This window comes from Ruegeria sp. HKCCE3926 (assembly GCF_017872515.1).
Lineage (GTDB): Bacteria > Pseudomonadota > Alphaproteobacteria > Rhodobacterales > Rhodobacteraceae > Ruegeria.
Genome location: NZ_JAEDOU010000001.1, coordinates 230,154 through 254,423, shown reverse-complemented (window position 1 = coordinate 254,423; position 24,270 = coordinate 230,154). Strand labels below are relative to the sequence as shown.

Sequence of the window (24,270 nt, the reverse complement as noted above, 5' to 3'; positions counted from 1 at the left end):
GACGTCGAATCTCTTAGGGTCGCCGGAATGCAATGTCTCTCGAAGGGCCTCGACATGGACCGCAAGCTACTCCTTATCATTCTGGACGGTGTCCCCTATCGCAACTTTCGCCGCCTGTTCGGCAATCTCGAAGGCTGGGTCGACAGCGGAGAAGCACGCGTCTGGAAACTGCATGCCGTGCTGCCCTCGATATCGGCCAGTTGCTATGCGTCGATCCACACCGGCGTGACGCCGCAAGAGCATGGCTGCACCGGAAATGGAAACGTCTTCCGGCTGAACCACAAGGACGTGTTCAGCCAGGTGCGTGAAGCCGGTGGTGTGACCGGGGCGGTCACACACAGCTATTGGTCGCAATTCTTCAACCGTCATCCCTTCGATTACGTCCGCGACATCGAATATGACGAACCCGAAAGCGCGACGATCAACCATGGCCGTTTTCACAGCATGACGGGCTATGGCAAAGCCAACCAGATGACGCCATCCGATGTCGACCTGTATGCCACTCTGACCAATCTGTGCCTGCGTTTCGGGCTGGACTATGGCATTCTGCACACCTGCACGCTGGACAGTATGGGCCACCGTTTCTTCCACGATTGTGAAGAAATGGATCACGCTTGCTTTGTCGCCGACGAAATGCTCGCCCCTTTCATCCCCCGCTGGCGCCAGTTGGGATATGAAGTGATCGTCACCGCGGATCACGGCCAGGACGAGCGTGGGCACCACGGCGGGCGCGGCCCGCTGCAACAGGAAACGGCGCTGTACTATTTCGGCGACGCCGAAGGGCCAGACGCAGATACCGTCATAAGCCAGTTGCAATTGGCCCCGACCATCCTGAGCCGAATGGGTGCCCCCATTGCTGAGACAATGAAGGCCGAACCGTTTCTGCGGTAATGCGCACGCAGCTTCGGGGTCACTTATGCGGCCTTCGCAGCCACCACTGTCGCAAACACCTGATATCCATAAAGTGACCCGTTTCGAGCACGTCTTTCGTGCTCGGCTACAAGCCCCTCTGCCAGTTCTTTTCCGATATCACCCCGCTCGTACATTTGCTTGGTGGTCAGGTCGACCCAAGGCAACATCTGCTCGGGTGTCGAGACAACTCTGCTCTGTACGTCGAAATGTTGCACGGAAAGTCCGGCATCGGAAATCATTGACCTGAGTTTTGCGACGACAAAAGGATCGGTCACAAACTCGCGTACAAATTCCTTTGCACACATATCCAGTGGATCATTCGGAAAAGCACTGAAGGTCGCTTTTGAGAAATCAGCGTCACAGACGATCAAGATCCCATCGGGTTTCAGCACTCTGAAGGCCTCGGCAACCAACGATTTGGGGTCTTCTACATGCGTGAGCACCGTGTGCATGATGACCGCATCGACGGCATCATCCTCCAGCGGAAGCGCGGCACCGTCGGCAACCTTGAAAGTCAGGTTCGAATATTCCTTGGCCCGCGTGCTGGCTTCCGAGACAAATCCTTTTGAAGGCTCGAAACCTATGACGTTCGCCGGGTGGCAGTGTGATGCGATGCGACGTGTGACGGCGCCTGCACCGGCGCCAACCTCAACAACCGTCGATGCATCCGTGACGTTCAGGTGGCCCAGATACGCGGCAACGATCTGTTCCATCGTCGGGTCCGCTTGCCGCTGGTCCATCGAATCCGCAAACAGCTTGATGAATTCCGGCCCTGCGGCATCGACGTTCTGAAAGGGGTCGGCCATAAGGTAAGATCTCCTTGGAAATTTTGAGTGAGCTTACCACAGCCAGCCGATTTTCGGCATACAGGCCTCAAAAGGACCTGAGCCTTCAATTCATTGCATCAGTCGTAGGACCAGATCCCCTGCCCCAGCGCTTCTATCGCAACCGAAATACGCTCAAAACTGTCGGCCGCACGTTTCACCGCAGTTCGTGCGCGCAGATATCCGTGCACAAGACCGAATTCATTGATCCAGTGGGCCTGCCCGCCCGCCGCATTGATCCGACTGCAATAAACTTGCCCGTCGTCACGCAGCGGATCGCAATCAGCCGTTACAACCACGGTCGGTGGCAGGTTTGAATAGTCACTGTCCTGCAATGGCGCATAGGTCGGATCGCCCTGGGGCGGATCGCCCGCGCATCGGATGGTTTCATAGAACCTGATTTCGTCCAGCGTCAGCAAGGGGGCCTGGGCATGTTCCTGGTAGGACCCCTGACTGCGGTCCCCTCCGAGGCCCGGATAGATCAGAACCTGCCCAAGAATCCCGTCCAAACGCCCGCGCGCGTAGTGGGATACAGCAGCAGCCAGGTTTCCACCGGCGCTATCACCGGCCAAAATCAAAGGGTCTCCGAATTCGTTTGCGGCCCAGTTCGCAGCGCTCCAACAGTCGTCAAACTGTGCCGGGTGCACATGTTCAGGGCACAGCCGGTAATCGACGGCGACGACCCGATACCCGGTTTGGGCGCATAATTCAGCGCAAACATCGTCGTGACTTTCCAGACCACCAACAACGAACCCGCCACCATGAAAATAGATGACGGTTCGGGTTGGTTGCCCGGCAGAGTAAATTCGAACCGGAACACCATCGGCCGCCCGGTCCTGAGTTTCCACGCCAGCCGGGCGTGGTTGGCGAAAGTCCTGACACATGGTGTCATAGACACGGCGCTGATCCTCGATCGACAGCTCGACCGCGTCATCGGGATAGCTTTCGGCCGTGCGACGTATGAACGCCCAGGTTTCTTCGTCGATCAGGCGTTCATAGTCCATTGTCCCTCCGGCTTATTCAGACCACTCCCATGGCCGGGTGTATACGCCCAGCACTTTTGCAACATCGTCTTCCGAAGATCCGTTCGCGTCAAGCTGCGCGACGAGGCCGCGTTTCTTATCATCAATGACAGAAACTACTCGCGCCGCCAAACCGGCATCCTCGAGGGCACCGTTGTAGATACGAGTGATGGCCTGTTTCCGAAGATCAGGCTTGAACACCTTGCCAACGGCCGTTTTGGGCAGCTCATCCAGAATGGTCATGTGCTTGGGTTGCGCTGCGCGTTCATGCACGTGAACCTTGCAGTAATCCATCAGCTCTTTCTCGGTGACAGACGCGCCCTCGACCAGCTCGACAAAGGCGCAGGGAACTTCACCGGAATGCGCATCCGGCTGGCCGATGGCACCGGCAAAAGCAACGGCCTCGTGACCCAGCAAAGCCTCTTCGATCTCGGCAGGGTCGATGTTGTGACCGCCACGAATGATCAGGTCCTTGGCGCGACCGGTGATCCAGAGATATCCATCTTCGTCGAAGCGCCCCAGATCGCCCGTGCGCAGGTACTTGTCGAAGTGATACAGGTTAACGTTCTTGTCGGCCTCAGTGTAAGTATTGCCCGCATAGACACCAGGGTTCGAGATGCAGATCTCACCGATTTGATCAGTGTCGCACTCGGTCGGTCCATCTGGCCCATCCTGCAAGATCTTGACGTCTGTATAGGGGAACGGAATACCGATCGATCCGATCTTTTTCTCACCATCCACCGGGTTGCACGAAACCAGACACGTGGCCTCTGTCAGACCGTACCCTTCGACAATGGTGACGCCGGTCGCTTCTTCAAAGCGGCGGAACAGTTCCACGGGCAGCGGAGCCGAGCCCGAGAAGGCCGTTTTTACGCTTGAGATATCGGCATCGACCGGGCGCTGCATCTTGGCTGAAATCGCGGTTGGCACGGTGATGATGAAGCTCACCTTCCAACGCTCGATCAGCTTCCAGAAATTGTCGAACACCCCGTCGCCGCGATATCCCTGTGGCGTCGGGAAAACCACATGGGCACCGGATGATACGGCCGCCATCACAATCACATGCACCGCAAAAACGTGGAACATGGGCAGCGGGCACATGATGACGTCGTTTTCGTCAAACAGAAGCGTGTTCCCCAACCAGCCGTTGTAGATCAGGCCGGAATACTTGTGCTGCGCCACCTTCGGCATACCCGTGGTACCGCCGGTATGGAAATAACAGGCGACACGATCTTCCTTGCTGTCTTCAAAGGTCAGCTTCGTCGGTTGCTTGGCCAGTTCCGTGTGGAAGTTCTTGTAATCCGCATGGGCAAGCTTTTCCTTGTCGCCCATCTTGGGGCGCAGAAACGGCACCAGCCATGATTTGGGCGGGGTCAGATACCGGTTCAGGTCGATTTCCAGAATGGTATTGACCTTGGGTGCGTGGCGCACCGCCTCTTCGACCTTCTGCGCGACATCTGTTTTCGGAAAAGATTTCAGCGTCACCACGACCTTGGCACCGGTCTCGCGCAGGATCGCGGCAATCTGTTCCGGTTCAAGCAAGGGGTTGATCGGGTTCACGATCCCCGCAACCGCGCCGCCCATCATCGTGACCAGTGTCTCGTTGCAGTTGGGCAGCACATAGGCGACCACGTCCTTTTCACCCACACCCAGCGAGCGGAACAGGTTCGCCGCCTGGTTGACCTGAGCCAGAAGTTGCGACCAGGTCAGGGTCTCGGCCTTGTCCTTCGGGCCCGAGAACAGTTGGAAGCTCATGGCATTGTGGTTGGGGAACTTCCCTGCGGTGCGCGACAAAAGCTGGTGGAAGGTGACAGGCAAATCCCGATCCTCCCACGGCATTTCCTGTTCCATGCGCTTCTTGTCTTCCAAACCCACAAAGGCCATGTGGTTCCTCCCGTATTATTCTCCCGCGTTTTGCGCGGGCTTGTTGTTCGCAACCAAGATGGAAGCAAAACGAACCTCGCGCAAGCGAGGCCTTAGCCCTCAAGGGGAGTAAAATGTAGAATGACGCTACGGCGAATTCGCAAGTGCCGGAGCGTCACTCTTATTCTGCGGCGACACCATCGGTGAACTGCAACCGGGCAAGGCGTGCATACAGCCCGTCCTGAGACACCAGATCCTCATGGCGGCCTTGTGCCACGATGCGGCCTTCCTCCAGCACGACGATGCGGTCGGCTTTCTTAACGGTCGCCAATCTGTGCGCGACGATTAGGGTCGTGCGACCGGCGCGCATCTTGTCCACCGCGCCCTGCACTGCGCGTTCGCTTTCCGCATCCAGCGCCGAAGTCGCCTCGTCCAGCAGTAGAACCGGCGCGTCGCGCAGGATTGCGCGGGCAATGGCAATACGCTGCTTCTGCCCCCCAGACAGCATGACACCGCGTTCGCCGACAAAGCTGTCATATCCTTGCGGCAAAGCCGCGATAAAATCATGCGCGGCAGCGGCCCGCGCGGCGGCCTCAACTTCTGCATCCGAGGCGTCCAGACGGCCAAAGCGGATGTTTTCCCGCGCGGATGCGGCAAAGATCACAGGATCCTGAGGCACCAGAGCCATGTGGCGGCGGAAATCAGACCGGTTGATGTCGCGCAGATCAAGACCGTCCAGCGTCACGCGGCCCGAGTTCGGATCATAGAACCGTTGGATCAGTTGGATCACGGTTGTTTTTCCCGCCCCGGATGGCCCGACGAATGCGACCGTCTCGCCAGGTTTCACCAGAAGCGACAGATGATCCAGTGCAACCGTATCGGGCCGCGCGGGATAGCGGAAGCTGACATCTTCAAACCGGATTTCGCCCTGAATGTTCTTGGGAAGCGCTTTGGGATTGGCAGGGTCGGTCACGGTATCTTCTGCATGCAGTAGCTCGACCAGACGTTCGGTGGCCCCCGCCGCACGCTGAAGTTCGCTCCAGATTTCGGACAGGGCGGCGACCGAACCCGCCATGATGATCGAATAGATGACGAACTGGATCAGAACACCTTCGGTCATCACGCCATTGCGTACGTCATTGGCACCCATCCACAGAACGCCGACAATGCCGGAAAAGACCAGAAAAATTACGATGACGGTCAGCACCGCGCGGGTTTGAATACGGCGCAGCGAGACGGCGTAAGATGTCTCGGTCATCTCGCTGAACTGCTGGCGGCTGGCCAGTTCATGAGAAAATGCCTGAACGGTCTGTACCGCGCCCAATGCCTCACCCGCGTTGCCGGACGAGGCCGCGATCCAGTCCTGATTCTCGCGGCTGATCACGCGCAGACGGCGACCAAGTACAAGGATCGGCACGATGACCACTGGGATCAGCAACAACACCAGCCCGGTCAGCTTGGCGGATGTCAGCAGCATCAAAACCAGTCCGCCAATGAACATCAGCATGTTTCGCAGGGCAATGGACACGGACGAGCCGAGAACAGATTGGATCAGCGTCGTGTCAGTGGTGATCCGGCTCAGCACCTCTCCGGTCATGATTCGCTCATAGAATTCCGGGCTCATACCGATGACCCGATCAAACACCGCCTTGCGGATATCGGCCACCACCCGTTCGCCCAGACGGGTCACAAGCGCATACCGAATACCGGTGCCCACGGCCAGAACGGCAGCGATGACCAGCGCGGCCAGAAAATACCAATCCAGAAGCTCTCCATCCTGAATTCGGAAATTGTCGACCACGCGCCGCACCGCCAATGGCAGCGTGAGGGTCATGCTGGCCGTCAGAATCAACGCCAGCGTCGCGCCGATCATCAGGAATTTGTAGGGTTTCATGAACGGCCAAAGCGAGGCCAGAACCCCAATTTTCTTTGAACGGGCGCGTTCCTCGGAAGCTCCGGGCGCGGCGGTATGCGTTGGCTTGCTGGCGGCTTGTCTTGCCATGTCTGGCCCTTGTGTCCTGAACCGTACTGAGTGACCGCTTTCTTGGAGGTACAGTCAAGTATGGTCAAGCATCACAACCACAATCGGCAGGTCGAAAGGGCCATTTGACGCAGAATTTCAGGGAAGGCGTGGAGCGGGTAGACGGAATCGAACCGACATAGCCTGCTTGGAAGGCAGGGGCTTTACCATTAAGCTATACCCGCAAATGGTTTGCGCTGGTTAAGTCATGCTTTCGGGATCGTCAAGCCGGAAGTGGCAAATTTAGTGGCGCAATTTTTCCGACACGGCTCGGCCCGTCAGTCCTGATTGCGAAATATCCGGGTCGAGGAAAAGAACCGCTCCAGTTCTTCGATCCGCTCCTTGCTTTCTTCCCAACGCGCCTCCTGCACTTCGGCAATCAGCGTTTCCGAGATCAACTGCAAGGCAATGGTCGAATCCCAACTGGAAGGCGCCTCGACCAATGCGTGGAAGGAATAATTGGCGGTCTTTCCGATCGGCGATCCCCATTGGTCCGTAAACAGAACAACGCTGACGCCGCGGCCCGAGGCAACCTGTGCCAGCTTCTCCAGATGCGCCTCGTAGCGGCGGATGTCGAAGATCACCAGAACGGATGATTTATCCATATCCAAAAGGTATTGCGGCCAGACATTCGCCGAATTGCCCAGCATCGTCACGTTGGGCCGGATGATCTGCATGTGATTGAACAGATAATCCGCATTTGACCGCGTGATGCGGCCACCAACGACATAAAGATGGCGCTCTGTCTCGGCCAAAAGACGCGCGACGGCATCGAACATCTCTTTGTCCAAACGTTCCAGCGTGTGGCGCATGTTGGTCCATACGGCCTGGGCAAAGCGCGTTGTCGGATGTTCTGCCTCATCATCCACAACCCAGGCGTCCCGTTTCGAGATCGGCTTTTTGATCTGCGCCGCAACCTCTTCGCGCAGCGCATCCTGCAAGTCGGGGAACCCGTCAAACCCAAGCTTTCGCGCCATGCGAATGACGGTCGGGGTCGAAACCTGCGCCGCAGCGGCCAGCTTGGTGATCGATTGCAAACCGGCCATGGGATAATCCTGCAACAGGACCGAGGCCAATTGACGTTCAGACCGTGTCAGATCGTCCAGTTCATCCTGAATCCGCTGTTTGACAAGTTTGGCAACGGTGGCCATCGGCGCCCTCGTTTCTTGAATTTGTTACAGAATATGTTCGTTTGAAATTTTGTCTACAGAAATTTTCTTGACAGGTGAGAAGTTGCTGTAACAAATGCTACCTATGTGTCACGAGACCGAGTCATCATTGCTTTTGCCGACCGAAGCCCCGGCAGCCCGCGTGCTCAATGCGCACGGTTGCGCGCCTGCCGTGCTGATATGCGAACATGCAAGCCGGTTTATTCCGGCCGCGCTGGATGGACTGGGGCTGGATGAGGCGGCGGCCAGCTCACACGCGGCCTGGGACATCGGCGCGCTGGACCTGTCGGTGGAGCTGATGGGCGCTTTGGATGCGCCGCTGGTCCACTCGCGCGTCAGTCGCCTTGTTTATGACTGCAACCGCCCGCCCGAACGCGACGATGCCATGCCGCAGGTCAGCGAAGTGTTTTCCATTCCCGGAAACATGAACCTAACAGATGCTCAGCGCGCCCAGCGGGTTCGCGACGTGTATGAACCTTTCAAAACACTGGTTTCATCCACTTTGGACGAACGGCCCGAACCTCCGGTTGTCATCACGATCCACAGTTTCACGCCCGTCTACAAGGGAACCCCCCGAACGGTGGAGCTGGGGATTCTTCATGACGAAGACGACCGCGCCGCACAGCTGATGCTGAGCCACGCGGAAAGCTCGGGATTGCGCGTGGCTTTGAACGAACCTTACTCGGCCACGGATGGCGTCACGCACACGTTGCGCGAACACGCGGTCCGGCGCGGGCTTCCAAATGTCATGATCGAAGTTCGAAACGATCTGATCGACACAGCAGACGGCGTGAACCGCATTGCGGGATTGCTGACGCCAATTCTGCAATCGGTCATCCAAGACTTATCGCACGCAGAGGCGAAACCATGAGAGCAGAGGTATCGGGATGAATTTCATGCGGGGATATGTGGCGGTCATTGACCGCACGAACCGCTGGATCGGACGCTTCGTCATGTACGGCATCTTCGTCATGATGGGCATTCTGCTCTGGTCCTCGATTTCAAAAACCTTTTTCCTGCCATCGCTTTGGACCCTGGAAATGGCCCAGTTCGCAATGGTCGCCTATTACATTCTGGGCGGCCCCTATTCGATCCAGATGGGGTCCAACGTCCGCATGGACCTTCTGTACGGCGAATGGTCCGACCGTCGTCGCGCGTGGACGGATGCGATCACCGTCCTTTTTCTAATCATCTACCTGGGCGTGATGATCTACGGCGGATACGACTCGCTGAGCTATTCGCTGCAATATGGCGAACGCAGCCCGACCGCGTGGCGTCCATACCTGTGGCCAATCAAGGTCATCATGGTCGTGGGTCTGTTCCTGATGTTGCTTCAGGCGATCTCGGAACTGTTCAAAGATATTCTGCGCCTCAGGGGCGATGACATCCCGCGCGAGGTGATCTGATGTCTTACGAATTGATCGCCATCCTGATGTTTTCGACCATGATGTTGATGCTGCTGACCGGGCAGCGCGTTTTTGGCGCGATTGGATTTGTCGCCGTGATGGCCGCCCTGTTTCTGTGGGGGGATCGCGGCGGCTATGACATTGGCTTTTCGGCCGCCATGAAGCTGATGAAATGGTACCCGCTGCTGACCCTGCCGATGTTCATCTTCATGGGCTATGTTCTGGCCGAATCCAAAATTGCAGACGATCTGTACAAGATGTTCCACGTCTGGATGGGCGGCCTGAACGGTGGGCTCGCGATTGGCACGATCGGTCTTATGGTGCTGATCTCGGCCATGAACGGGTTGAGTGTCGCAGGCATGGCCATCGGCGCGACCATTGCGCTGCCGGAACTTCTGAAACGCGGCTATGACAAGAAAATGGTGACCGGGGTGATACAAGCCGGATCGTCATTAGGTATTCTTGTGCCACCCTCCGTCGTGCTGGTTCTTTACGCGATGATCGCGCGCCAGCCTGTCGGGCAGCTCTGGCTTGCAGGGCTGCTTCCCGGGCTGATGATGGCCGCAATGTTCATCCTTTACATCGTGATCCGCTGCCGCATCAACCCGGCGTTAGGGCCCGCCTTGTCAGCCGAGGAGCGCGACGTGCCCATGGCAGAGAAACTGCGCCTGTTGCGCGCGGGCCTGCTGCCCCTGGGTATTTTTGCCGCAATGATGGTGCCCTTCGTCAACGGCTGGACCTCGCTTGTTGAAAGCTCGGCCATCGGTGCGTTGACGGCGTTCGCCGCGGCCATCCTCAAGGGCCGTATGACACGTGAGGTTTTCGAGACGTCTGTACGGTCAACGCTGGGCATCACCTGTATGTTCATGTGGATCATTCTGGCTGCGCTTGCCTTTGGCGCTGTTTTCGACGGTTTGGGCGCCGTTCGGGCAATCGAGAACCTGTTTACCGAACGGCTGGGCCTCAACCCGTGGGTGATCCTGATCTTGATGCAGCTCAGCTTTATTCTGATGGGCACGTTTCTGGACGATACGGCCATGCTGGTGATCGTCGCGCCTTTGTACGTGCCGCTCGTGGGTGCATTGGGGTTCGACCTGATCTGGTATGGGGTTCTGTACACGATCACCACCCAGATCGCCTATATGACGCCGCCCTTCGGCTACAACCTGTTCCTGATGCGCGCGATGGCGCCGCCAGAGATATCGCTGCGCGACATCTACGGTTCGATCCTGCCCTTCGTGATGGTGATGACGCTGGCGCTGGCGATCATCATGACATTCCCGCAGATCGCGCTGTGGCTGCCTGAATACATCTACAACAAATGATCCCGGATCAAACCGGGGCTTCGCGGGCAATCCCCGCACAATCGAAACTGACCAACGGAGAGAGAGAATGACGAACAGACGTACATTTCTGAAAGGTGCTGCGGCCGCTCCCGCCGCTGCTCTGGCGACGCCTGCACTGGCGCAATCGACCATCAGATGGCGGATGCAGACCTATGCCGGCCCGGCGCTGGCCGAACACGTGATCGACCCGGCCATCAAGATGTTCAACACGATCGCCGGAGACCGGATGCAGATCGAGCTGTTCTATGCCGACCAGCTGGTTCCGACGGGCGAGCTGTTCCGTGCCATGCAGCGCGGCACGATTGATGCCGTGCAGTCGGATGATGACTCGATGGCGTCGCCCACCGAGGTCACCGTGTTCGGCGGCTATTTCCCCTTTGCCTCGCGCTACTCGCTGGACGTGCCGGTTCTGTTCAACCAGTACGGGCTGAACGAGATCTGGGACGAGGAATACTCGAAAGTCGGCGTCAAGCACATCTCGGCCGGTGCCTGGGACCCGTGCCACTTTGCAACGAAGGACCCGATCAACAGCCTGGCAGACCTTCAGGGCAAACGTGTATTTACCTTCCCGACCGCGGGCCGCTTCCTGTCTCAGTTCGGCGTTGTGCCGGTCACCCTGCCCTGGGAAGACATCGAAGTCGCGGTTCAAACCGGAGAGCTGGACGGCATCGCGTGGTCCGGCATCACCGAAGACTACACAGTCGGCTGGGCGGATGTGACCAACTACTTCCTGACTAACAACATCTCGGGCGCCTGGGCCGGTTCGTTCTTTGCCAACATGGACCGCTGGAACGAGCTGCCCGAAGATTTGCAGACCCTGTTCCGCGTCTGCACCGATCAGTCACACTATTATCGTCAGTGGTGGTACTGGGGCGGCGAAGCCAGCCTGCGCGTCAACGGAGACAAGATGCAGCTGACGTCGATTCCGGACGAAGAATGGGCAACCGTCGAAGCCGCTGCCGTTGCCTTCTGGGACGAGATCGCAGCCGAATCCGAAACCAAGGCGAAGGTTGTTGAAATCTTCAAACAGTACAACGCCGACATGCTCAAGGCTGGACGGCCCTACCGCTACGGCTAAGAATTGGCCAAGCGACCCGCCCCTTGCATGGGGGCGGGTCTGACAGAACGAATGGCCGATGAAGGATTTCGGCAAAGACAAAGGTGGCACATGCTCACGTTCGAACATCTGAAAACGCAGGTATCCGAAGGTTCGGTTGATACGGTTTTGGTCTGCATGGTGGACATGCAGGGCCGGTTGATGGGCAAGCGTTTTCACGCGGGCCATTTCGTGGCTGGCGCATGGGAAGAGACCCATTGCTGCAACTACCTTCTGGCCACCGATCTGGAGATGGCGACACCCGATGGCTACGCCTCGACCAGTTGGGAACGGGGCTATGGCGATTATGTCATGAAACCGGACCTCAGCACCCTGCGCCCGGTGCCGTGGCTTGAAGGCACGGTGATGGTGATGTGTGACGTGCTGGATCATCACACGCACGAGGAAGTGCCGCACGCGCCGCGTTCAATCCTGAAAAAACAGGTCAGCCGTTTGAAAGCAATGGGTTATGACGCCATGACGGCGACCGAGCTTGAGTTTTTCCTGTTCGAGAAAAGCTTTGACCAGATCCGCAAGGAAGGATTTCGGGATCTGGAGCCGATCTCGGGCTATAACGAAGACTATCACATCCTTCAGACCACCAAGGAAGAGCATGTGATGCGTCCGATCCGCAACCATCTGTGGGATGCGGGCATTCCGGTTGAGAACTCCAAAGGTGAGGCCGAGACCGGACAGGAAGAGCTGAACATCAAATACGCGCCCGCGATGGAAACGGCCGAGTATCATTCGATCGCCAAGAACGCTGTGAAAGAGATCGCGTGGCAACATGGTCACGCAGCGACGTTCCTGCCGAAATGGCACCACGAGAAAGTCGGCAGTTCATCCCACGTGCACCAGTCACTGTGGGCGGATGGACAGCCTGCCTTCTGTGACGCCGGGGACGATCTGGGCATGTCGGCGCTGATGAAAAGCTATATGGCTGGGCTGCTGAAATATGCCCCTGATTACACTTATTTCATGGCACCTTACATCAACAGTTACAAACGCTTCATGAAAGGCACCTTCGCGCCAACGCGGATCATCTGGTCTGTGGACAACCGCACCGCCGGGTTCCGCCTGTGCGGTGACGGCACCAAGGCCGTACGCGTCGAGTGCAGAATTCCGGGCTCAGATATGAACCCCTATCTGGCGATGGCTGGCATGCTGGCGGCAGGGATCGCGGGCATCGAGGAAGGGCTGGATCTGCAACCGCCGACCAAGGGCGACGTTTATCAGGGTGAGACTGCCATGATCCCGGGCAACCTTCGTGCGGCGCGGGATGCGCTGCACGGATCGGTCATGTTGCGCGCGGCCATGGGCGATGACGTCGTCGACCACTATACCCGTGCCGCAGAGGTCGAGATCGAGGAGTTCGAACGCGTGGTCACGGATTGGGAAATTGCCCGCGGGTTCGAGCGGGCGTGAGGTCGGGTCACGCTGGGGGCTCTGCCCCCAGACCCCCGGGATATTTTGGGCCAGATGAAGCAGGGATCCTGTTTCTTTCGGAAATGGAGTGAAAATGGGGCAGATGTTGAAATGTGTCTCGCCGATCGACGGATCGGTTTTTGCCGAACGTGAAGTGTTGTCGCGAGAGGCCGCGTTCGGGGCCGCGGCGCGTGCTCGGGCTGCTCAGGCGGAATGGGCAGCCCGTCCGTTGCAGGAGCGGATCGATCTTGTGATGGCGGGTGTGGCCGCCGTTGGCGCCATGAACGATGAGATCGTGCCGGAACTGGCCCATATGATGGGACGCCCGGTGCGTTATGGCGGCGAGTTCGGTGGATTCAACGAACGCGCCAGCCATATGGCGGAGATTGCCGAGACGTCCCTGGCAGATATCGCCGTCGGCGAAGACGAAACGTTCAAACGCTACATCAAGCGCATTCCTCATGGGGTGGTCTTTGTGGTGGCGCCCTGGAACTATCCCTATATGACGGCGATCAACACGGTCGCACCGGCGCTGATCGCGGGCAATACGGTCGTCCTGAAACACGCGACACAGACGCTGCTGGTGGGCAAGCGCATGGCAAAGGCGTTCCATTCGGCAGGTGTGCCCGAGGACGTGTTCCAGAATGTGTTCCTGAGCCATGACGTGACCAACGACCTGATCGCGGGCAACGCATTTGACTTCGTGAACTTCACCGGATCAGTCGGCGGCGGTCAGGCGATGGAACGTGCCGCGGCGGGCACGTTTACCGGCGTCGGCACCGAGCTGGGCGGCAAGGATCCCGGCTATGTCATGGACGACGCCGACCTGAATGCGGCGGTCGACACGCTGATTGACGGTGCGATGTTCAATTCGGGCCAGTGTTGCTGCGGAATCGAGCGGATTTACGTCCACGAAACCCTTTATGATGACTTCGTCGCCAAGGCCGTGGACATTGTGAAGGGTTACAAGCTGGGCAATCCGCTGGATGCCGAGACAACGATTGGCCCGATGGCCAATGTGCGGTTTGCCGATGAGGTGCGAGCCCAGATCGCCGAGGCGGTTGCAGCCGGTGCGGTCGCGCATATCGACACCTTCGCAGAAGACGATGGTGGCGCGTACCTGACACCGCAAATCCTGACCAATGTCACTCATGACATGCGCGTGATGCGGGACGAAAGCTTTGGGCCCGTGGTGGGCATCATGAAAGTGTCCTCGGACGAAGAGGCCATCGCCTTGATGAATGACAGTGAGTTTGGCCTGACTGCCAGCCTGTGGACCCGCGATGTGGATCGTGCAGCGCGGGTAGGTGACCGGATCGAAACCGGGACCGTGTTCATGAACCGCGCCGATTATCTGGACCCCGGCCTGTGCTGGACGGGCTGCAAGAATACCGGGCGCGGCGGCGGTTTGTCCGTCATCGGATATCACAACCTGACACGTCCCAAATCCTACCACCTCAAAAAGGTAACGGGCTAAGGACGACGGCCTGCTTCGGACCCACCCCCTCGCCGAAGCAGGCCTTATTTTGCAAAGGAAACCTGACATGACACTTGTTGGAAACTGGTCCTATCCGACCGCCATCAAATTCGGAGCCGGGCGCATCAGGGAATTGCCCGAAGCCTGCGCCGCCGCCGGAATGAAGAAACCATTGCTGGTCACGGACAAGGGGCTGGCCGATCTGCCCATCACCAGCGCGACACTGGACATCATGGAAGCCGCGGGACTGGGCTGCGGCCTGTTCAGCGATGTGGACCCCAACCCGAATGAGAAGAACCTTGAAGCCGGAGTTGCGGCCTATAACGCAGGTGGTCATGACGGGGTGATCGCCTTTGGCGGCGGCTCTGGTCTGGATCTGGGCAAGATGGTCGCCTTCATGGCCGGTCAGACGCGCCCCGTTTGGGATTTCGAGGATATCGGCGACTGGTGGACACGAGCCGATGCCGACGTGATCGCGCCAATCATTGCCGTTCCGACCACCGCAGGGACAGGATCGGAAGTGGGCCGCGCGAGCGTCATCACCAATTCCGAGACCCATGCCAAGAAGATCATCTTTCATCCCAAGGTTCTGCCCACCGTGGTGATTTGCGACCCGGAGCTGACCGTCGGGATGCCCAAGTTCATCACGGCAGGAACTGGCCTGGACGCCTTCGCGCATTGTGTCGAAGCCTTCTCGAGCCCGCATTATCACCCGATGAGCCAGGGCATCGCGCTGGAGGGTATGCGACTGGTGAAGGAGTATTTGCCCCGTGCCTATGCAGACGGCACCGATATCGAGGCCCGCGCCCAGATGATGAGCGCCGCTGCCATGGGCGCAACGGCTTTCCAGAAGGGCCTTGGCGCGATCCACGCGATGAGCCACCCAATAGGTGCGGTATTCAACACCCATCACGGCACCACGAACGCCGTCTGCATGCCCGCTGTGCTGGACTTCAACGCCCCGGCCATTGCAGACCGGTTCCAGCAAGCTGCGGCATATCTGGGCATCGACGGCGGCTTCGATGGTTTCCGCGCCTTCGCGCAGAATTTCAACGACAGCCTTGGCATCCCCCGCACATTGTCCGAATTGGGTGTGACCGAAGCTTCTATCCCAGAGCTTGTCGAAGGGGCGATCATCGATCCGTCATGCGGCGGCAACCCGATTGAGTTGACGAAAGACAACCTGACGCAGCTGTTCAAAGCAGCGCTTTAAGAAACCAAAAGGCCCGGCAAAACTTGCCGGGCCCTTCGCGTTCGGATTGCCAAGATCAGATCAATGCCCGGTCAAAACCAGAGTGTTCACCGGCATCAGGATCAAACGCAGGCGCAGACCCGCGGCATGTACCACGCCGATCGTGTCGACCACGTGCAGAAAGGCCGCCTCCCAAAAGCCCAGATCCTCGTGCTCCAGCCGCTCGTGGTTGTCTGTGTAGACATTGGCCAGACAATTGCTGCCCGGCGGAATGTCATCGGCCATACCTTTGTATAGCGGCTCCATATAGACCAGAATCGAGCCCGGATTGTTGTTGGTCTGCACGTCCCGCAATTCGTCCGATGGGCGGATCTGGCCGGACGGGATGACATCCTGCACCTCGACCACCACGGTGGGGATCACGGTGAATGGCTTTGTCATGCAGCCCAATTCACCAATCATGCCCGGCTTGATAACCTGGGCAGAGAGCTGGTTGAAAGCGGCCTGAAAACGATCATGCCCTGTGTGCGATGGCACAAGAATGCCCGCGGGGCGCAACAATGGGCTTACGTAGTCACCGACCTGAAGGCCGAACTGTTCGACCCGCCCTGTGACGCCCGCGGTGATCACCGTCTTGTCCAACTCGGTCTGCGCAGCATCCAGTTGCGCAATGGCACTGGCCAGCTGCGCGGGGATCAGTTCTTCGATCTGCTGCTCAACCGCAGCACGTTTGGATTCCGCTGCAAGAACCTGGGCCTCTCGCTCGGCGACAAGGTTTTCCAGCCTCTCAATCTCGGCCAGTCTTACGGCGCTTGAACCCTCATCTCGCAAGGTTGTGTTGCGCTCAAGATCCTCCATTGACTGCGCAAGCGCTGCCTTGGCACCTGCAATTCCAGCTTCCGCCTCGGCCAAATCGGTTTCCGCAACCTTAAGCGAGGCCTGCACCTGTGCAATCTGCGCATTTGCCGCCTGAACCTGAGCAGTCTGGCTGAAATCCTCGATCCGGAAGATCGGTTGTCCTGCGGTTACCTGTTCGTTGTTCTTGACGAAAACCTCGGAAACACGACCGCCCAATTGCGGCAGAATGGTCACCGTTCGGAAATAGGATGCCGCGGTTTTGCTGGCCGGATGAAAATAAAACAGTGTGGTAATGACGGTCAGCGCCAGAATGGCACAGGTGGTCAAACCCCAGCGCAGTTCGTACCACATGGTGAACAAGGTAATCTCGTGACCGATCCGCTTGCCCTGTACAAAACGGCGGAACAGATAGTCGGGCAGCACCGTTATCAGGGCGCAGAGCATGGTCTCGATCATATGGCTTGCTCCTGCGCGTCGCTGGGTTCGGATTCTGACGATGCCGGCACCGTTGTTTCAGGCACTGGTTCCAGAACAGGTGACCGACCCAGAGAACGAATGGCATCGGCAATGTTTCGAAGCGGGGTGGCAAAATCCGGAAACTGAAACCCTGCGACCAATATTGCAGCAACCCAGAAAAGCCCATTATGGGTAAATAGCGCCAGCAGCGCCAGAATACCCACCAACTGAAATTGCGGGTGATTGTTTTCGTGGGCCATTTTTTCAGGAACCGAATGCAGCGTCAGGTATCCGACACCGATCAGCACCACGAGAACGACGAAAAAAACGACCATGGCGGAGAAAAGGTAATCGCTTCCGTCAGCTGCGACAACATATCCTGGAATATGCCCTGTGGCCATTGGATGAACGTCTGCTGCGGTCACCTTACCCTCCTGTTTATTTTGATACTTCTTTGACCGGGTTGAAGCACAATTTCAAGGCTGCTTATAGTCCGGAAAACCAAACGCGTGGCGAATGAGGAGCTTTGGCGTCAGCATGAAACTCAAGGAACCTGTAGCGTCTCTGTACAGGATGGATCGCAAGTCATGATTGATTTCCTGATAATCGGAGGCGGCATCGCCGGGCTGAGCGCCGGTGCGCGCCTGTCGCAGCACGGAACCGTGATGGTTCTGGAAGCGGAAGATGCCCTGGGCTATCACGCCTCGGGCCGGTCAGCGGCGTTGTTCGAAGAAAGCTATGGACCGCCTTCGGTCGTCGCATTGAACAAAGCGGGGGCTGCCTTTCTTCATACGCAGAATGGCGGTTACCTGACCCCGCGCGGATTGATGCTGGTCGGGGCAATTGACCAGCCCGACATGTTCGAAGCCGATTGCGCCGATCTGAACATGGTGAAAATACCGATGGATCAGGCGATATCGCGCGTTCCGATTCTGGATCCGGACAAGGTCGGGTTTGCAGCCATCAGCGAAGCGGCCTTTGACATCGATACGGATCGCCTGTTGCAGGATTTCGCCCGGACCATCCGGCAAAACGATGGAACGGTTTCGACGAAAAGCAGAGTCACCGGCATTCGAAAAGAAAAGCACTGGGTGGTTGAGGCCGGTGAGATCTTTGAAGCCCGCACTCTGATCAACGCAGCAGGGGCCTGGGTGGATGAGGTTGCACAGCTTGCGGGGCTGCCCGGTATCGGCCTCACACCTCGCCGTCGGTCGATGGCGCGTCTTCCCGCCCCCGGAGGGCATGACGTTTCCATCTGGCCGATGATGCTGGGCGCCGGCGAAACATGGTACGCCAAACCGGATGCGGGCAAGCTGCTGGTCTCACCATCCGAAGCCGATCCAGTTCCGCCACAGGATGCTTATGCCGATGATATGGTGCTGGCAGAAGGTCTGGCACGGTATGAGGAACTGATGACCGAGCCTGTCACAAGGGTGGAAACGAATTGGGCAGGATTGCGCAGTTTTGCCCCAGACGGGACCTTGGTGCTTGGGCGCGACCCGCTGGACCCTTCGTTTGTCTGGTGTGGCGGCCAGGGCGGGTATGGTTTTCAAACCTCACCGGCGGCCTCGCAACTGCTGTGCGATCTTGTTGTCGGAAACACACCCGAGCTGGAACCTGACATAATAGGCATGTTGACCCCTGACAGGCTGGAACGATGATCAAACGCAGCCTCCCCTCGTCTGCAAGCGTCGCCAATGCGTCTGAAGATGGCAAGCTGGTGGCCCCGGCAGCATCCCGGAACACGGACGCCCTGTGTGCTGTGTTGCAAGAATGGGGCCCGCCCCAGGGCCACGCATTGGAAATCGCAAGCGGGACTGGTCAGCATGTCAGGGCCTTCGCCGAAGTGCTGCCCGGGCTGACCTGGCAGCCTTCGGAAGTTGACCCTGAGCGGCGCGTGAGTATCGATGCCTATACCCGCAACCTGCCCAATGTCGCGCGGGTCGCAGAACTGGATGCAGCGACATCAGGCTGGCACAGGCGGTTTTTCGGCCAGGATCTGATCGTTTTGATAAACTTGATTCACTTGATCAGTTGGCAGGAAACCAGAACCATCATTTCAGAGGTCGCACAATCCCTGTCACCAATGGGCCGGTTCATCTTGTACGGCCCGTTCCAACGTTCGGGCAAACTCATCAGTGACGGGGATGTCCGCTTTCATAAGGCTTTGATTCAGCAAGACCCGCAAATCGGCTATAAAAACGACGTGGACATTCTGAACCTGTTCGAAAACGTCGGCCTGCTCGCGCTGGCACCGGTCGAAATGCCTGCCAACAATCTAGCGTTCATTGCCGAACGCCCTGACGTCTGATCGAGATCAAAGTCAAACAGCCGCAACCCAATTCATATTCCAGTTGCTAGATATGAAGAAGGGCACTCAGCAATGGCATGGCAAGAAAAACTCTCGGCAACACGAAAGAGTTTGCGAAACCTGAACGGATCTATTCCCGATACGACACGCGCATTCGGAGCGCTTGGCAAAGCCGTCAAAGAGGGCGGGACGCTCGACTACAAGACCAAGGAATTCATTGCGTTGGGCATGTCAGTCACCCTGCGATGCGAACCCTGCATCACCCTGCACACCGAAGCTTTGATCAAGGCCGGTGCGACACGGGAAGAAGTGTCCGACGTGTTGGCCATGGCGATCCAGATGGGCGGCGGCCCAGCCATGATGTACGCGGCCAAGGCGCTGGAATGCTTCGACGAACTGTCTGGATGACAAAAAAGAAAAGGCCCCGAAGATTTTCGGGGCCTTTCTTAGATCAACCGTCCTTGCGGATGGTTTCGTTTTTCGGATCGTAGGGGCTGTCGCAGGTGACGACCGCATCCCACAGCTTGTCCTGAATTTTGACCTGCAGCTTGGTGCCTTCGACCGCCATTTCGGGCTTCACGTAACCCATGCCAATGGATTTCTCGAACGCCACCGAGTAGCCGCCCGAGGTCAATCGACCCACGCGTTCACCTTCCGGTGTGTACAGCGCCTCGCGGCCCCACGGATCGGCATCGTCCGGTCCGTCGATCAGCAGGGTGCAACATTTGACGCGCACGCCGGTCTCTTCCAGCTTGGCCTTACCGTAGAAGTCCTTGGACAGGTCGACAAAACGCGGCAGGTCGGCTTCCAGCGGTGTCGCGTCGCGGCCCAGTTCGGTGCCGAATGCGCGATAGGATTTCTCCTGACGCAGCCAGTTCTGGGCTCGCGCACCGACCAGCTTCATGCCATGCTTCTCGCCGGCTTTTTCAAGCAGGTCGAACAGGTAGTTCTGCATCTCGATCGGGTGGTGCAGTTCCCAGCCCAGCTCACCGGTATAGGCCACGCGGATCGCGTTGACCGGGCACATGCCCAGTTCGATCTGGCGCGCCGAAAGCCAAGGGAAGCGCTTGTTGGACAGTGCGGTTTCCGGATCGGCATCTTTGACGACCTCTTTCAGAACGTCACGCGACTTGGGTCCGGCGATGGCGAAAACACCCCATTGCGTGGTCACGTCCTGGATCTCGATGTAACCGAACTCTTCCATCTTGTCCTCGGCCGCCTTGCGCAGATAATCGGCGTCGTACTCGGTCCAGGCACCGGCAGAGACGAGGTAATAGTTGTTCTCGCCATTGCGGACGATGGTGTATTCGGTGCGGGTGGTGCCGTGCGATGTCAGCGCGTAGGTCAGGTTGATACGACCAACCTTGGGCAGCTTGTTGCAGGTGAACCAATCCAGGAACTGAGTCGCACCGGGGCCTTTGACGACGTGCTTGGTGAAGGCCGATGCGTCGATCAGGCCAACGCCTTCGCGGATCGCCTTGGCTTCTTCGACGGCATATTGCCACCAGCCGCCACGACGGAACGAGCGTGCTTCTTTGTCGAAGTTCTCGGGCGCATCGACAGGGCCGAAGTAGTTCGGACGTTCCCAGCCGTTGACCCAGCCGAACTGGGCACCGCGCGCTTTCTGACGGTCGTAGGCCGGAACGGTCCGCAGCGGACGGCAGGCTTCACGCTCTTCGTCCGGGTGGTGCAGGATATAGACGTGCTCATAGCACTCTTCGTTCTTGCGGGCCGCGAACTCGGTGGTCATCCAGTTGCTGGAATAGCGTTTGGGGTCCAGCGAGGCCATATCGATTTCGGCTTCGCCATCGACCATCATCTGCGCCAGATAATAGCCGGTGCCGCCTGCGGCAGTGATACCAAAGCTGAAACCTTCGGCCAGCCACATGTTGCGCAGGCCCGGCGCAGGACCGACCAGCGGGTTGCCGTCAGGCGTATAGCAGATCGGGCCGTTGAAATCGTCTTTCAGGCCGGATTCAGCACAGGACGGCACACGTTCGGCCATCGCCATGTACTGATCCGCAATCCGATCCAAATCCAGCGGGAACAGATCCGCGCGGAAGCTGTCCGGTACACCGTGTTCAAACCGCGCGGGGGCGCCATGTTCATAGATACCCAGAATCCAGCCGCCGCGTTCTTCACGGGCGTAGGATTCATTGTCGGCGTCGCGCACGACGGGGTGTTCGGGGTTGCCTGCTTCGCGCCATTTGACCAGTTCAGGGTCTTTGTCCATGACGATGAAAGTGTGTTCGACCGGGATCGCCGGCATCTTGATGCCCAGCATCTTGGCGGTGCGCTGTGCGTGGTTGCCCGATGCAGTGACGACATGTTCGGCAGTGATCACAACCTTTTCGTCGCTTTCGACAAGGTTGCCGCCTTTTTCCACCATCTTGGTGCAGGTGACTTCCCAATGGGTGCCGTTCCAGTGGAAGGCATCCGCCTGCATCTTGCGCACGATCTCGACGCCACGCTGACGGGCCCCCTTGGCCATCGCCTGCGTCACATCAGCCGGATTAATATACCCGTCTTCGGTATGGTAGATCGCGCCCTTCAGATCCGATGTCTCGATCAACGGCCAACGTTCCTTGATCTGCTCGGGGGTCAGCCACTCATAGGCAACATCGCAGGTTTCGGCGGTGGAGGCGTAGAGCATGTACTCATCCATGCGCTCCTGCGTCTGTGCCATGCGCAGGTTGCCGACGACGGCAAAGCCCGCGTTCAGCCCGGTTTCTTCTTCCAGCGTCTTGTAGAAGTCGACCGAGTACTTGTGGATGTGAGTTGTCGCATAGGACATGTTGAACAATGGCAGCAGACCAGCCGCGTGCCAGGTGGACCCGGACGTAAGCTCGTCCCGTTCGATCAACATCACATCATCCCAGCCCGCTTTGGCCAGATGGTAGGCAATCGAGGTCCCAACGGCGCCGCCGCCAACAACCAGTGCTTTGACTTGGGTTTTCATAACCGGGCGTCTCCCCTTGAAATCAGTTGACACCATATGGCGCACTTGAGGGGGATCGCGCGACATTCATCCGACCAGTGATATGAAAAAAACGACCCGATGATCGAATGCGGGTCGCAGATCGGTCATGAAACCCGTGATCTCAACCGCTGGAGCGACAGCGCTTGCTTGTCCCGATCGTGGTGCAGACAAGTTTCCGAACTTCCTCTGACGGTGTCTTCGCCGCAGGTTCCTCGGGCTGTGAAAGTTGGGCATCAGCTTCAAGCCGACTTTCCGAAATCCCGACACGCGCGGATACCGAGGTAACATAACCTTTGAAGCCCAGCCCGTTTTCGGATGCCTTGGCCTGCTGATAATAGTCCAGCCCAACAACGGCGACCCCGCAGATCGCTGCAAACCCTGCCAGATATTTTGCGCTCATGTCGGCCACCTGTTCCTAACCGAGTCGGTGAGACCAGAACATGTGGACGATTTGAAGGCGCAATGCCGGCCAGAACGCGAAAACCGCTAGGATTGGCCCGCCAAAACCTTGCCGGGATTCATGATGTTCTCGGGGTCCAAAGCAGCCTTGATTGCGGCCATATACTGCGTGGCGGCGCCCAGTTCCTTGATGAGGTATGGCCGCTTGCCCTGACCGATTCCGTGTTCACCTGTACAGGTGCCCTCCATTGAAATTGCCAGGTCGTTCAACCACCCGACAAACTCTTCGGCCTTGGCGACTTCTTCGGCGTTCTGCATGTCGATCAAAAGAAGCGAGTGAAAGTTCCCATCCCCCACATGCCCCACCATTGGCGCGAGCAAGCCAAGATCAGCTGCCTTCTGCTGAGTGCTTGTCACACACTCCGCCAGGCGCGAGATCGGCACGCAGACATCCGTTGAAATACCACGCGCGCCCGGGCGCAGTTGCAGACATGCCCAATACATATCATGGCGCGCCTGCCAAAGCTTGTTCCGTTCTTCGGTGGTCGAGGTCGCAGCAAAATCCGTACCGCCGAATTCCCGGGCGATCTGACCAAAGGTTTCAGCCTGTTCCGCCGCACCGCTTTCAGAGCCATGGAATTCCAGCAGCAGCAATGGCGTTTCCGGCAGGCTCAGCCCGGAATAGGCGTTTGCCGCCTGAACCGACATTTCATCCAGCAACTCTATTCGGGCGACCGGAATGCCATACTGAATGGTCATCATCACCGCGCGGCACGCGGCATCGACCGAAGGAAAGGAACACCTGGCCGAGCTGATCGCTTCGGGGATGCCCTGCAAGCGCAGAGTCAGCTCGGTGATGATACCCAACGTGCCTTCCGCCCCAATCAGAAGGCGTGCCAGATCATACCCGGCCGATGACTTCTTGGCCCTGTGACCGGTACGGATGATCTGGCCGTCCGGCATCACCGCCTCGAGGCTGAGAACGTTGTCCCGCATCGTTCCGTATCGCACCGCATTGGTGCCCGACGCGCGGGTCGCGGCCATACCGCCCAGCGAGGCATTCGCCCCCGGGTCAATCGGAAAGAACAAACCCTGATCCCGCAAATGGGTGTTCAGCGCCTCGCGCGTGACGCCGGGCTGCACGACACAATCCAGATCTTCGGCGTGGACAGCCAGCACCTTGTCCATCTGCATCAGATCGACCGAGATCCCCCCTGCTGGCGCATTCACATGCCCTTCCAGCGACGTTCCCGTGCCAAAGGGAATCACCGGCACCCGGTGCGCGGCACAGGTTTTGACAATTTCCGATACGTCCTGCGTAGTATGCGGGAAAACCACAGCATCCGGGCTCTGGTTTTCGATCCAGGTCGTGGTGTGCCCGTGCTGTTCACGGATCGCGGTACCCGTTTGCAACCTGTCGCCAAAACGTTGTTTCAGAACGCCTATGACGGTTTCAATACCTGTTTCATTCCGAGGCAAAGCGGTCGCCTGCACCATCGTAATCCTCCTCTGTC

Annotated in this window: 21 protein-coding genes and 1 tRNA gene; 11 read left to right on the top strand and 11 right to left on the bottom strand. The window is 58.2% G+C overall.

Annotated features, from left to right (window positions below):
* Positions 1-54: 54 nt before the first annotated feature.
* The gene (locus I9184_RS01290) at positions 55-891 is read left to right on the top strand and encodes an alkaline phosphatase family protein (RefSeq protein WP_209832416.1); all 837 of its coding nucleotides are present in this window, start codon (positions 55-57) and stop codon (positions 889-891) included.
* 23 nt (positions 892-914) lie between these two features.
* Here the strand turns inward: I9184_RS01290 and I9184_RS01285 are convergent, their stop codons facing one another.
* The 6 genes from I9184_RS01285 to I9184_RS01260 all read right to left on the bottom strand — a co-directional run bounded on the left by I9184_RS01285 (position 915) and on the right by I9184_RS01260 (position 7,792).
* Positions 915-1,718, bottom strand: a complete 804-nt coding sequence (locus tag I9184_RS01285; RefSeq protein ID WP_209832414.1) for a methyltransferase domain-containing protein — start codon at positions 1,716-1,718, stop codon at positions 915-917.
* 98 nt (positions 1,719-1,816) lie between these two features.
* Positions 1,817-2,740, bottom strand: a complete 924-nt coding sequence (locus tag I9184_RS01280) for an alpha/beta hydrolase (protein WP_209832413.1) — start codon at positions 2,738-2,740, stop codon at positions 1,817-1,819.
* A gap of 12 nt (positions 2,741-2,752) precedes the next feature.
* Positions 2,753-4,642, bottom strand: coding sequence for an acyl-CoA synthetase (locus I9184_RS01275; protein ID WP_171630777.1), 1,890 nt, complete (start codon positions 4,640-4,642; stop codon positions 2,753-2,755).
* A 160-nt stretch (positions 4,643-4,802) separates the two neighbouring features.
* Entirely contained in the window at positions 4,803-6,623 is a 1,821-nt protein-coding gene (locus I9184_RS01270; RefSeq protein WP_209832411.1) for an ABC transporter transmembrane domain-containing protein, read from the bottom strand.
* A 129-nt stretch (positions 6,624-6,752) separates the two neighbouring features.
* A tRNA-Gly gene (locus I9184_RS01265) sits at positions 6,753-6,826 on the bottom strand.
* A 93-nt stretch (positions 6,827-6,919) separates the two neighbouring features.
* Positions 6,920-7,792 (bottom strand): MurR/RpiR family transcriptional regulator, encoded by an 873-nt coding sequence (locus I9184_RS01260; protein ID WP_209832409.1) that lies wholly within the window; start codon positions 7,790-7,792, stop codon positions 6,920-6,922.
* Between the two features lie 127 nt (positions 7,793-7,919).
* On the opposite strand from I9184_RS01260, the gene I9184_RS01255 reads away from it, so the two are divergent.
* From I9184_RS01255 to I9184_RS01225, 7 genes are all read left to right on the top strand, one after another.
* Positions 7,920-8,681, top strand: coding sequence for an N-formylglutamate amidohydrolase (locus tag I9184_RS01255; RefSeq protein ID WP_245217954.1), 762 nt, complete (start codon positions 7,920-7,922; stop codon positions 8,679-8,681).
* Positions 8,682-8,697: 16 nt separating this feature from the next.
* Entirely contained in the window at positions 8,698-9,216 is a 519-nt protein-coding gene (locus tag I9184_RS01250) for a TRAP transporter small permease subunit (protein ID WP_152458809.1), read from the top strand.
* Positions 9,216-10,541, top strand: coding sequence for a TRAP transporter large permease subunit (locus I9184_RS01245; protein WP_171205339.1), 1,326 nt, complete (start codon positions 9,216-9,218; stop codon positions 10,539-10,541). Before I9184_RS01250 ends, I9184_RS01245 begins: the two co-directional genes overlap by 1 nt.
* 67 nt (positions 10,542-10,608) lie before the next feature.
* Positions 10,609-11,640: a TRAP transporter substrate-binding protein gene (locus I9184_RS01240; protein WP_170343589.1), complete on the top strand. Its 1,032-nt coding sequence runs from the start codon at positions 10,609-10,611 to the stop codon at positions 11,638-11,640.
* 90 nt (positions 11,641-11,730) lie between these two features.
* On the top strand, positions 11,731-13,083 hold the full coding sequence (locus tag I9184_RS01235; protein ID WP_209832405.1) for a glutamine synthetase family protein: 1,353 nt from the start codon (positions 11,731-11,733) through the stop codon (positions 13,081-13,083).
* Between the two features lie 94 nt (positions 13,084-13,177).
* A complete protein-coding gene (locus tag I9184_RS01230; RefSeq protein ID WP_209832403.1) occupies positions 13,178-14,560 on the top strand; it encodes an aldehyde dehydrogenase family protein in 1,383 nt (460 codons plus the stop codon).
* 67 nt (positions 14,561-14,627) lie between these two features.
* Positions 14,628-15,773: an iron-containing alcohol dehydrogenase gene (locus I9184_RS01225; protein ID WP_209832401.1), complete on the top strand. Its 1,146-nt coding sequence runs from the start codon at positions 14,628-14,630 to the stop codon at positions 15,771-15,773.
* A gap of 60 nt (positions 15,774-15,833) precedes the next feature.
* Here I9184_RS01225 and I9184_RS01220 read toward each other — a convergent pair whose 3' ends face one another.
* Together I9184_RS01220 and I9184_RS01215 are read right to left on the bottom strand one after the other, a co-directional pair.
* On the bottom strand, positions 15,834-17,066 hold the full coding sequence (locus I9184_RS01220) for a biotin/lipoyl-binding protein (RefSeq protein ID WP_209832399.1): 1,233 nt from the start codon (positions 17,064-17,066) through the stop codon (positions 15,834-15,836).
* Positions 17,063-17,491 (bottom strand): hypothetical protein, encoded by a 429-nt coding sequence (locus I9184_RS01215; RefSeq protein ID WP_348539496.1) that lies wholly within the window; start codon positions 17,489-17,491, stop codon positions 17,063-17,065. Before I9184_RS01215 ends, I9184_RS01220 begins: the two co-directional genes overlap by 4 nt.
* Before the next feature lie 162 nt (positions 17,492-17,653).
* On the opposite strand from I9184_RS01215, the gene I9184_RS01210 reads away from it, so the two are divergent.
* The 3 genes from I9184_RS01210 (at position 17,654) to I9184_RS01200 (ending at position 19,785) form a co-directional block, all read left to right on the top strand.
* A complete protein-coding gene (locus I9184_RS01210; RefSeq protein ID WP_209832397.1) occupies positions 17,654-18,727 on the top strand; it encodes an FAD-binding oxidoreductase in 1,074 nt (357 codons plus the stop codon).
* A complete protein-coding gene (locus I9184_RS01205) occupies positions 18,724-19,377 on the top strand; it encodes a DUF938 domain-containing protein (protein WP_209832395.1) in 654 nt (217 codons plus the stop codon). The genes I9184_RS01210 and I9184_RS01205 overlap by 4 nt, the downstream gene beginning before the upstream one ends.
* Positions 19,378-19,449: 72 nt before the next feature.
* Positions 19,450-19,785, top strand: coding sequence for a carboxymuconolactone decarboxylase family protein (locus I9184_RS01200; RefSeq protein ID WP_152458825.1), 336 nt, complete (start codon positions 19,450-19,452; stop codon positions 19,783-19,785).
* 43 nt (positions 19,786-19,828) lie between these two features.
* On the opposite strand, the gene I9184_RS01195 is transcribed toward I9184_RS01200, so the two are convergent.
* From I9184_RS01195 to I9184_RS01185, 3 genes are all read right to left on the bottom strand, one after another.
* The gene (locus I9184_RS01195; protein ID WP_209832393.1) at positions 19,829-22,336 is read right to left on the bottom strand and encodes an FAD-dependent oxidoreductase; all 2,508 of its coding nucleotides are present in this window, start codon (positions 22,334-22,336) and stop codon (positions 19,829-19,831) included.
* A gap of 142 nt (positions 22,337-22,478) precedes the next feature.
* Positions 22,479-22,757, bottom strand: a complete 279-nt coding sequence (locus I9184_RS01190) for a hypothetical protein (RefSeq protein ID WP_209832391.1) — start codon at positions 22,755-22,757, stop codon at positions 22,479-22,481.
* Between the two features lie 86 nt (positions 22,758-22,843).
* A complete protein-coding gene (locus I9184_RS01185) occupies positions 22,844-24,253 on the bottom strand; it encodes an FAD-linked oxidase C-terminal domain-containing protein (RefSeq protein ID WP_171630751.1) in 1,410 nt (469 codons plus the stop codon).
* Positions 24,254-24,270: the final 17 nt, after the last annotated feature.

Excerpts from the sequence above, each read along its gene's own strand:
- I9184_RS01290 (WP_209832416.1), top strand. The coding sequence starts at position 55 with ATGGACCGCAAGCTACTCCTTATCATTCTGGACGGTGTCCCCTATCGC.
- I9184_RS01285 (WP_209832414.1), bottom strand. The coding sequence starts at position 1,718 with ATGGCCGACCCCTTTCAGAACGTCGATGCCGCAGGGCCGGAATTCATC.
- I9184_RS01280 (WP_209832413.1), bottom strand. The coding sequence starts at position 2,740 with ATGGACTATGAACGCCTGATCGACGAAGAAACCTGGGCGTTCATACGT.
- I9184_RS01275 (WP_171630777.1), bottom strand. The coding sequence starts at position 4,642 with ATGGCCTTTGTGGGTTTGGAAGACAAGAAGCGCATGGAACAGGAAATG.
- I9184_RS01270 (WP_209832411.1), bottom strand. The coding sequence starts at position 6,623 with ATGGCAAGACAAGCCGCCAGCAAGCCAACGCATACCGCCGCGCCCGGA.
- I9184_RS01260 (WP_209832409.1), bottom strand. The coding sequence starts at position 7,792 with ATGGCCACCGTTGCCAAACTTGTCAAACAGCGGATTCAGGATGAACTG.
- I9184_RS01250 (WP_152458809.1), top strand. The coding sequence starts at position 8,698 with ATGAATTTCATGCGGGGATATGTGGCGGTCATTGACCGCACGAACCGC.
- I9184_RS01245 (WP_171205339.1), top strand. The coding sequence starts at position 9,216 with ATGTCTTACGAATTGATCGCCATCCTGATGTTTTCGACCATGATGTTG.
- I9184_RS01240 (WP_170343589.1), top strand. The coding sequence starts at position 10,609 with ATGACGAACAGACGTACATTTCTGAAAGGTGCTGCGGCCGCTCCCGCC.
- I9184_RS01235 (WP_209832405.1), top strand. The coding sequence starts at position 11,731 with ATGCTCACGTTCGAACATCTGAAAACGCAGGTATCCGAAGGTTCGGTT.
- I9184_RS01230 (WP_209832403.1), top strand. The coding sequence starts at position 13,178 with ATGGGGCAGATGTTGAAATGTGTCTCGCCGATCGACGGATCGGTTTTT.
- I9184_RS01225 (WP_209832401.1), top strand. The coding sequence starts at position 14,628 with ATGACACTTGTTGGAAACTGGTCCTATCCGACCGCCATCAAATTCGGA.
- I9184_RS01220 (WP_209832399.1), bottom strand. The coding sequence starts at position 17,066 with ATGATCGAGACCATGCTCTGCGCCCTGATAACGGTGCTGCCCGACTAT.
- I9184_RS01210 (WP_209832397.1), top strand. The coding sequence starts at position 17,654 with ATGATTGATTTCCTGATAATCGGAGGCGGCATCGCCGGGCTGAGCGCC.
- I9184_RS01205 (WP_209832395.1), top strand. The coding sequence starts at position 18,724 with ATGATCAAACGCAGCCTCCCCTCGTCTGCAAGCGTCGCCAATGCGTCT.
- I9184_RS01200 (WP_152458825.1), top strand. The coding sequence starts at position 19,450 with ATGGCATGGCAAGAAAAACTCTCGGCAACACGAAAGAGTTTGCGAAAC.
- I9184_RS01195 (WP_209832393.1), bottom strand. The coding sequence starts at position 22,336 with ATGAAAACCCAAGTCAAAGCACTGGTTGTTGGCGGCGGCGCCGTTGGG.
- I9184_RS01190 (WP_209832391.1), bottom strand. The coding sequence starts at position 22,757 with ATGAGCGCAAAATATCTGGCAGGGTTTGCAGCGATCTGCGGGGTCGCC.
- I9184_RS01185 (WP_171630751.1), bottom strand. The coding sequence starts at position 24,253 with ATGGTGCAGGCGACCGCTTTGCCTCGGAATGAAACAGGTATTGAAACC.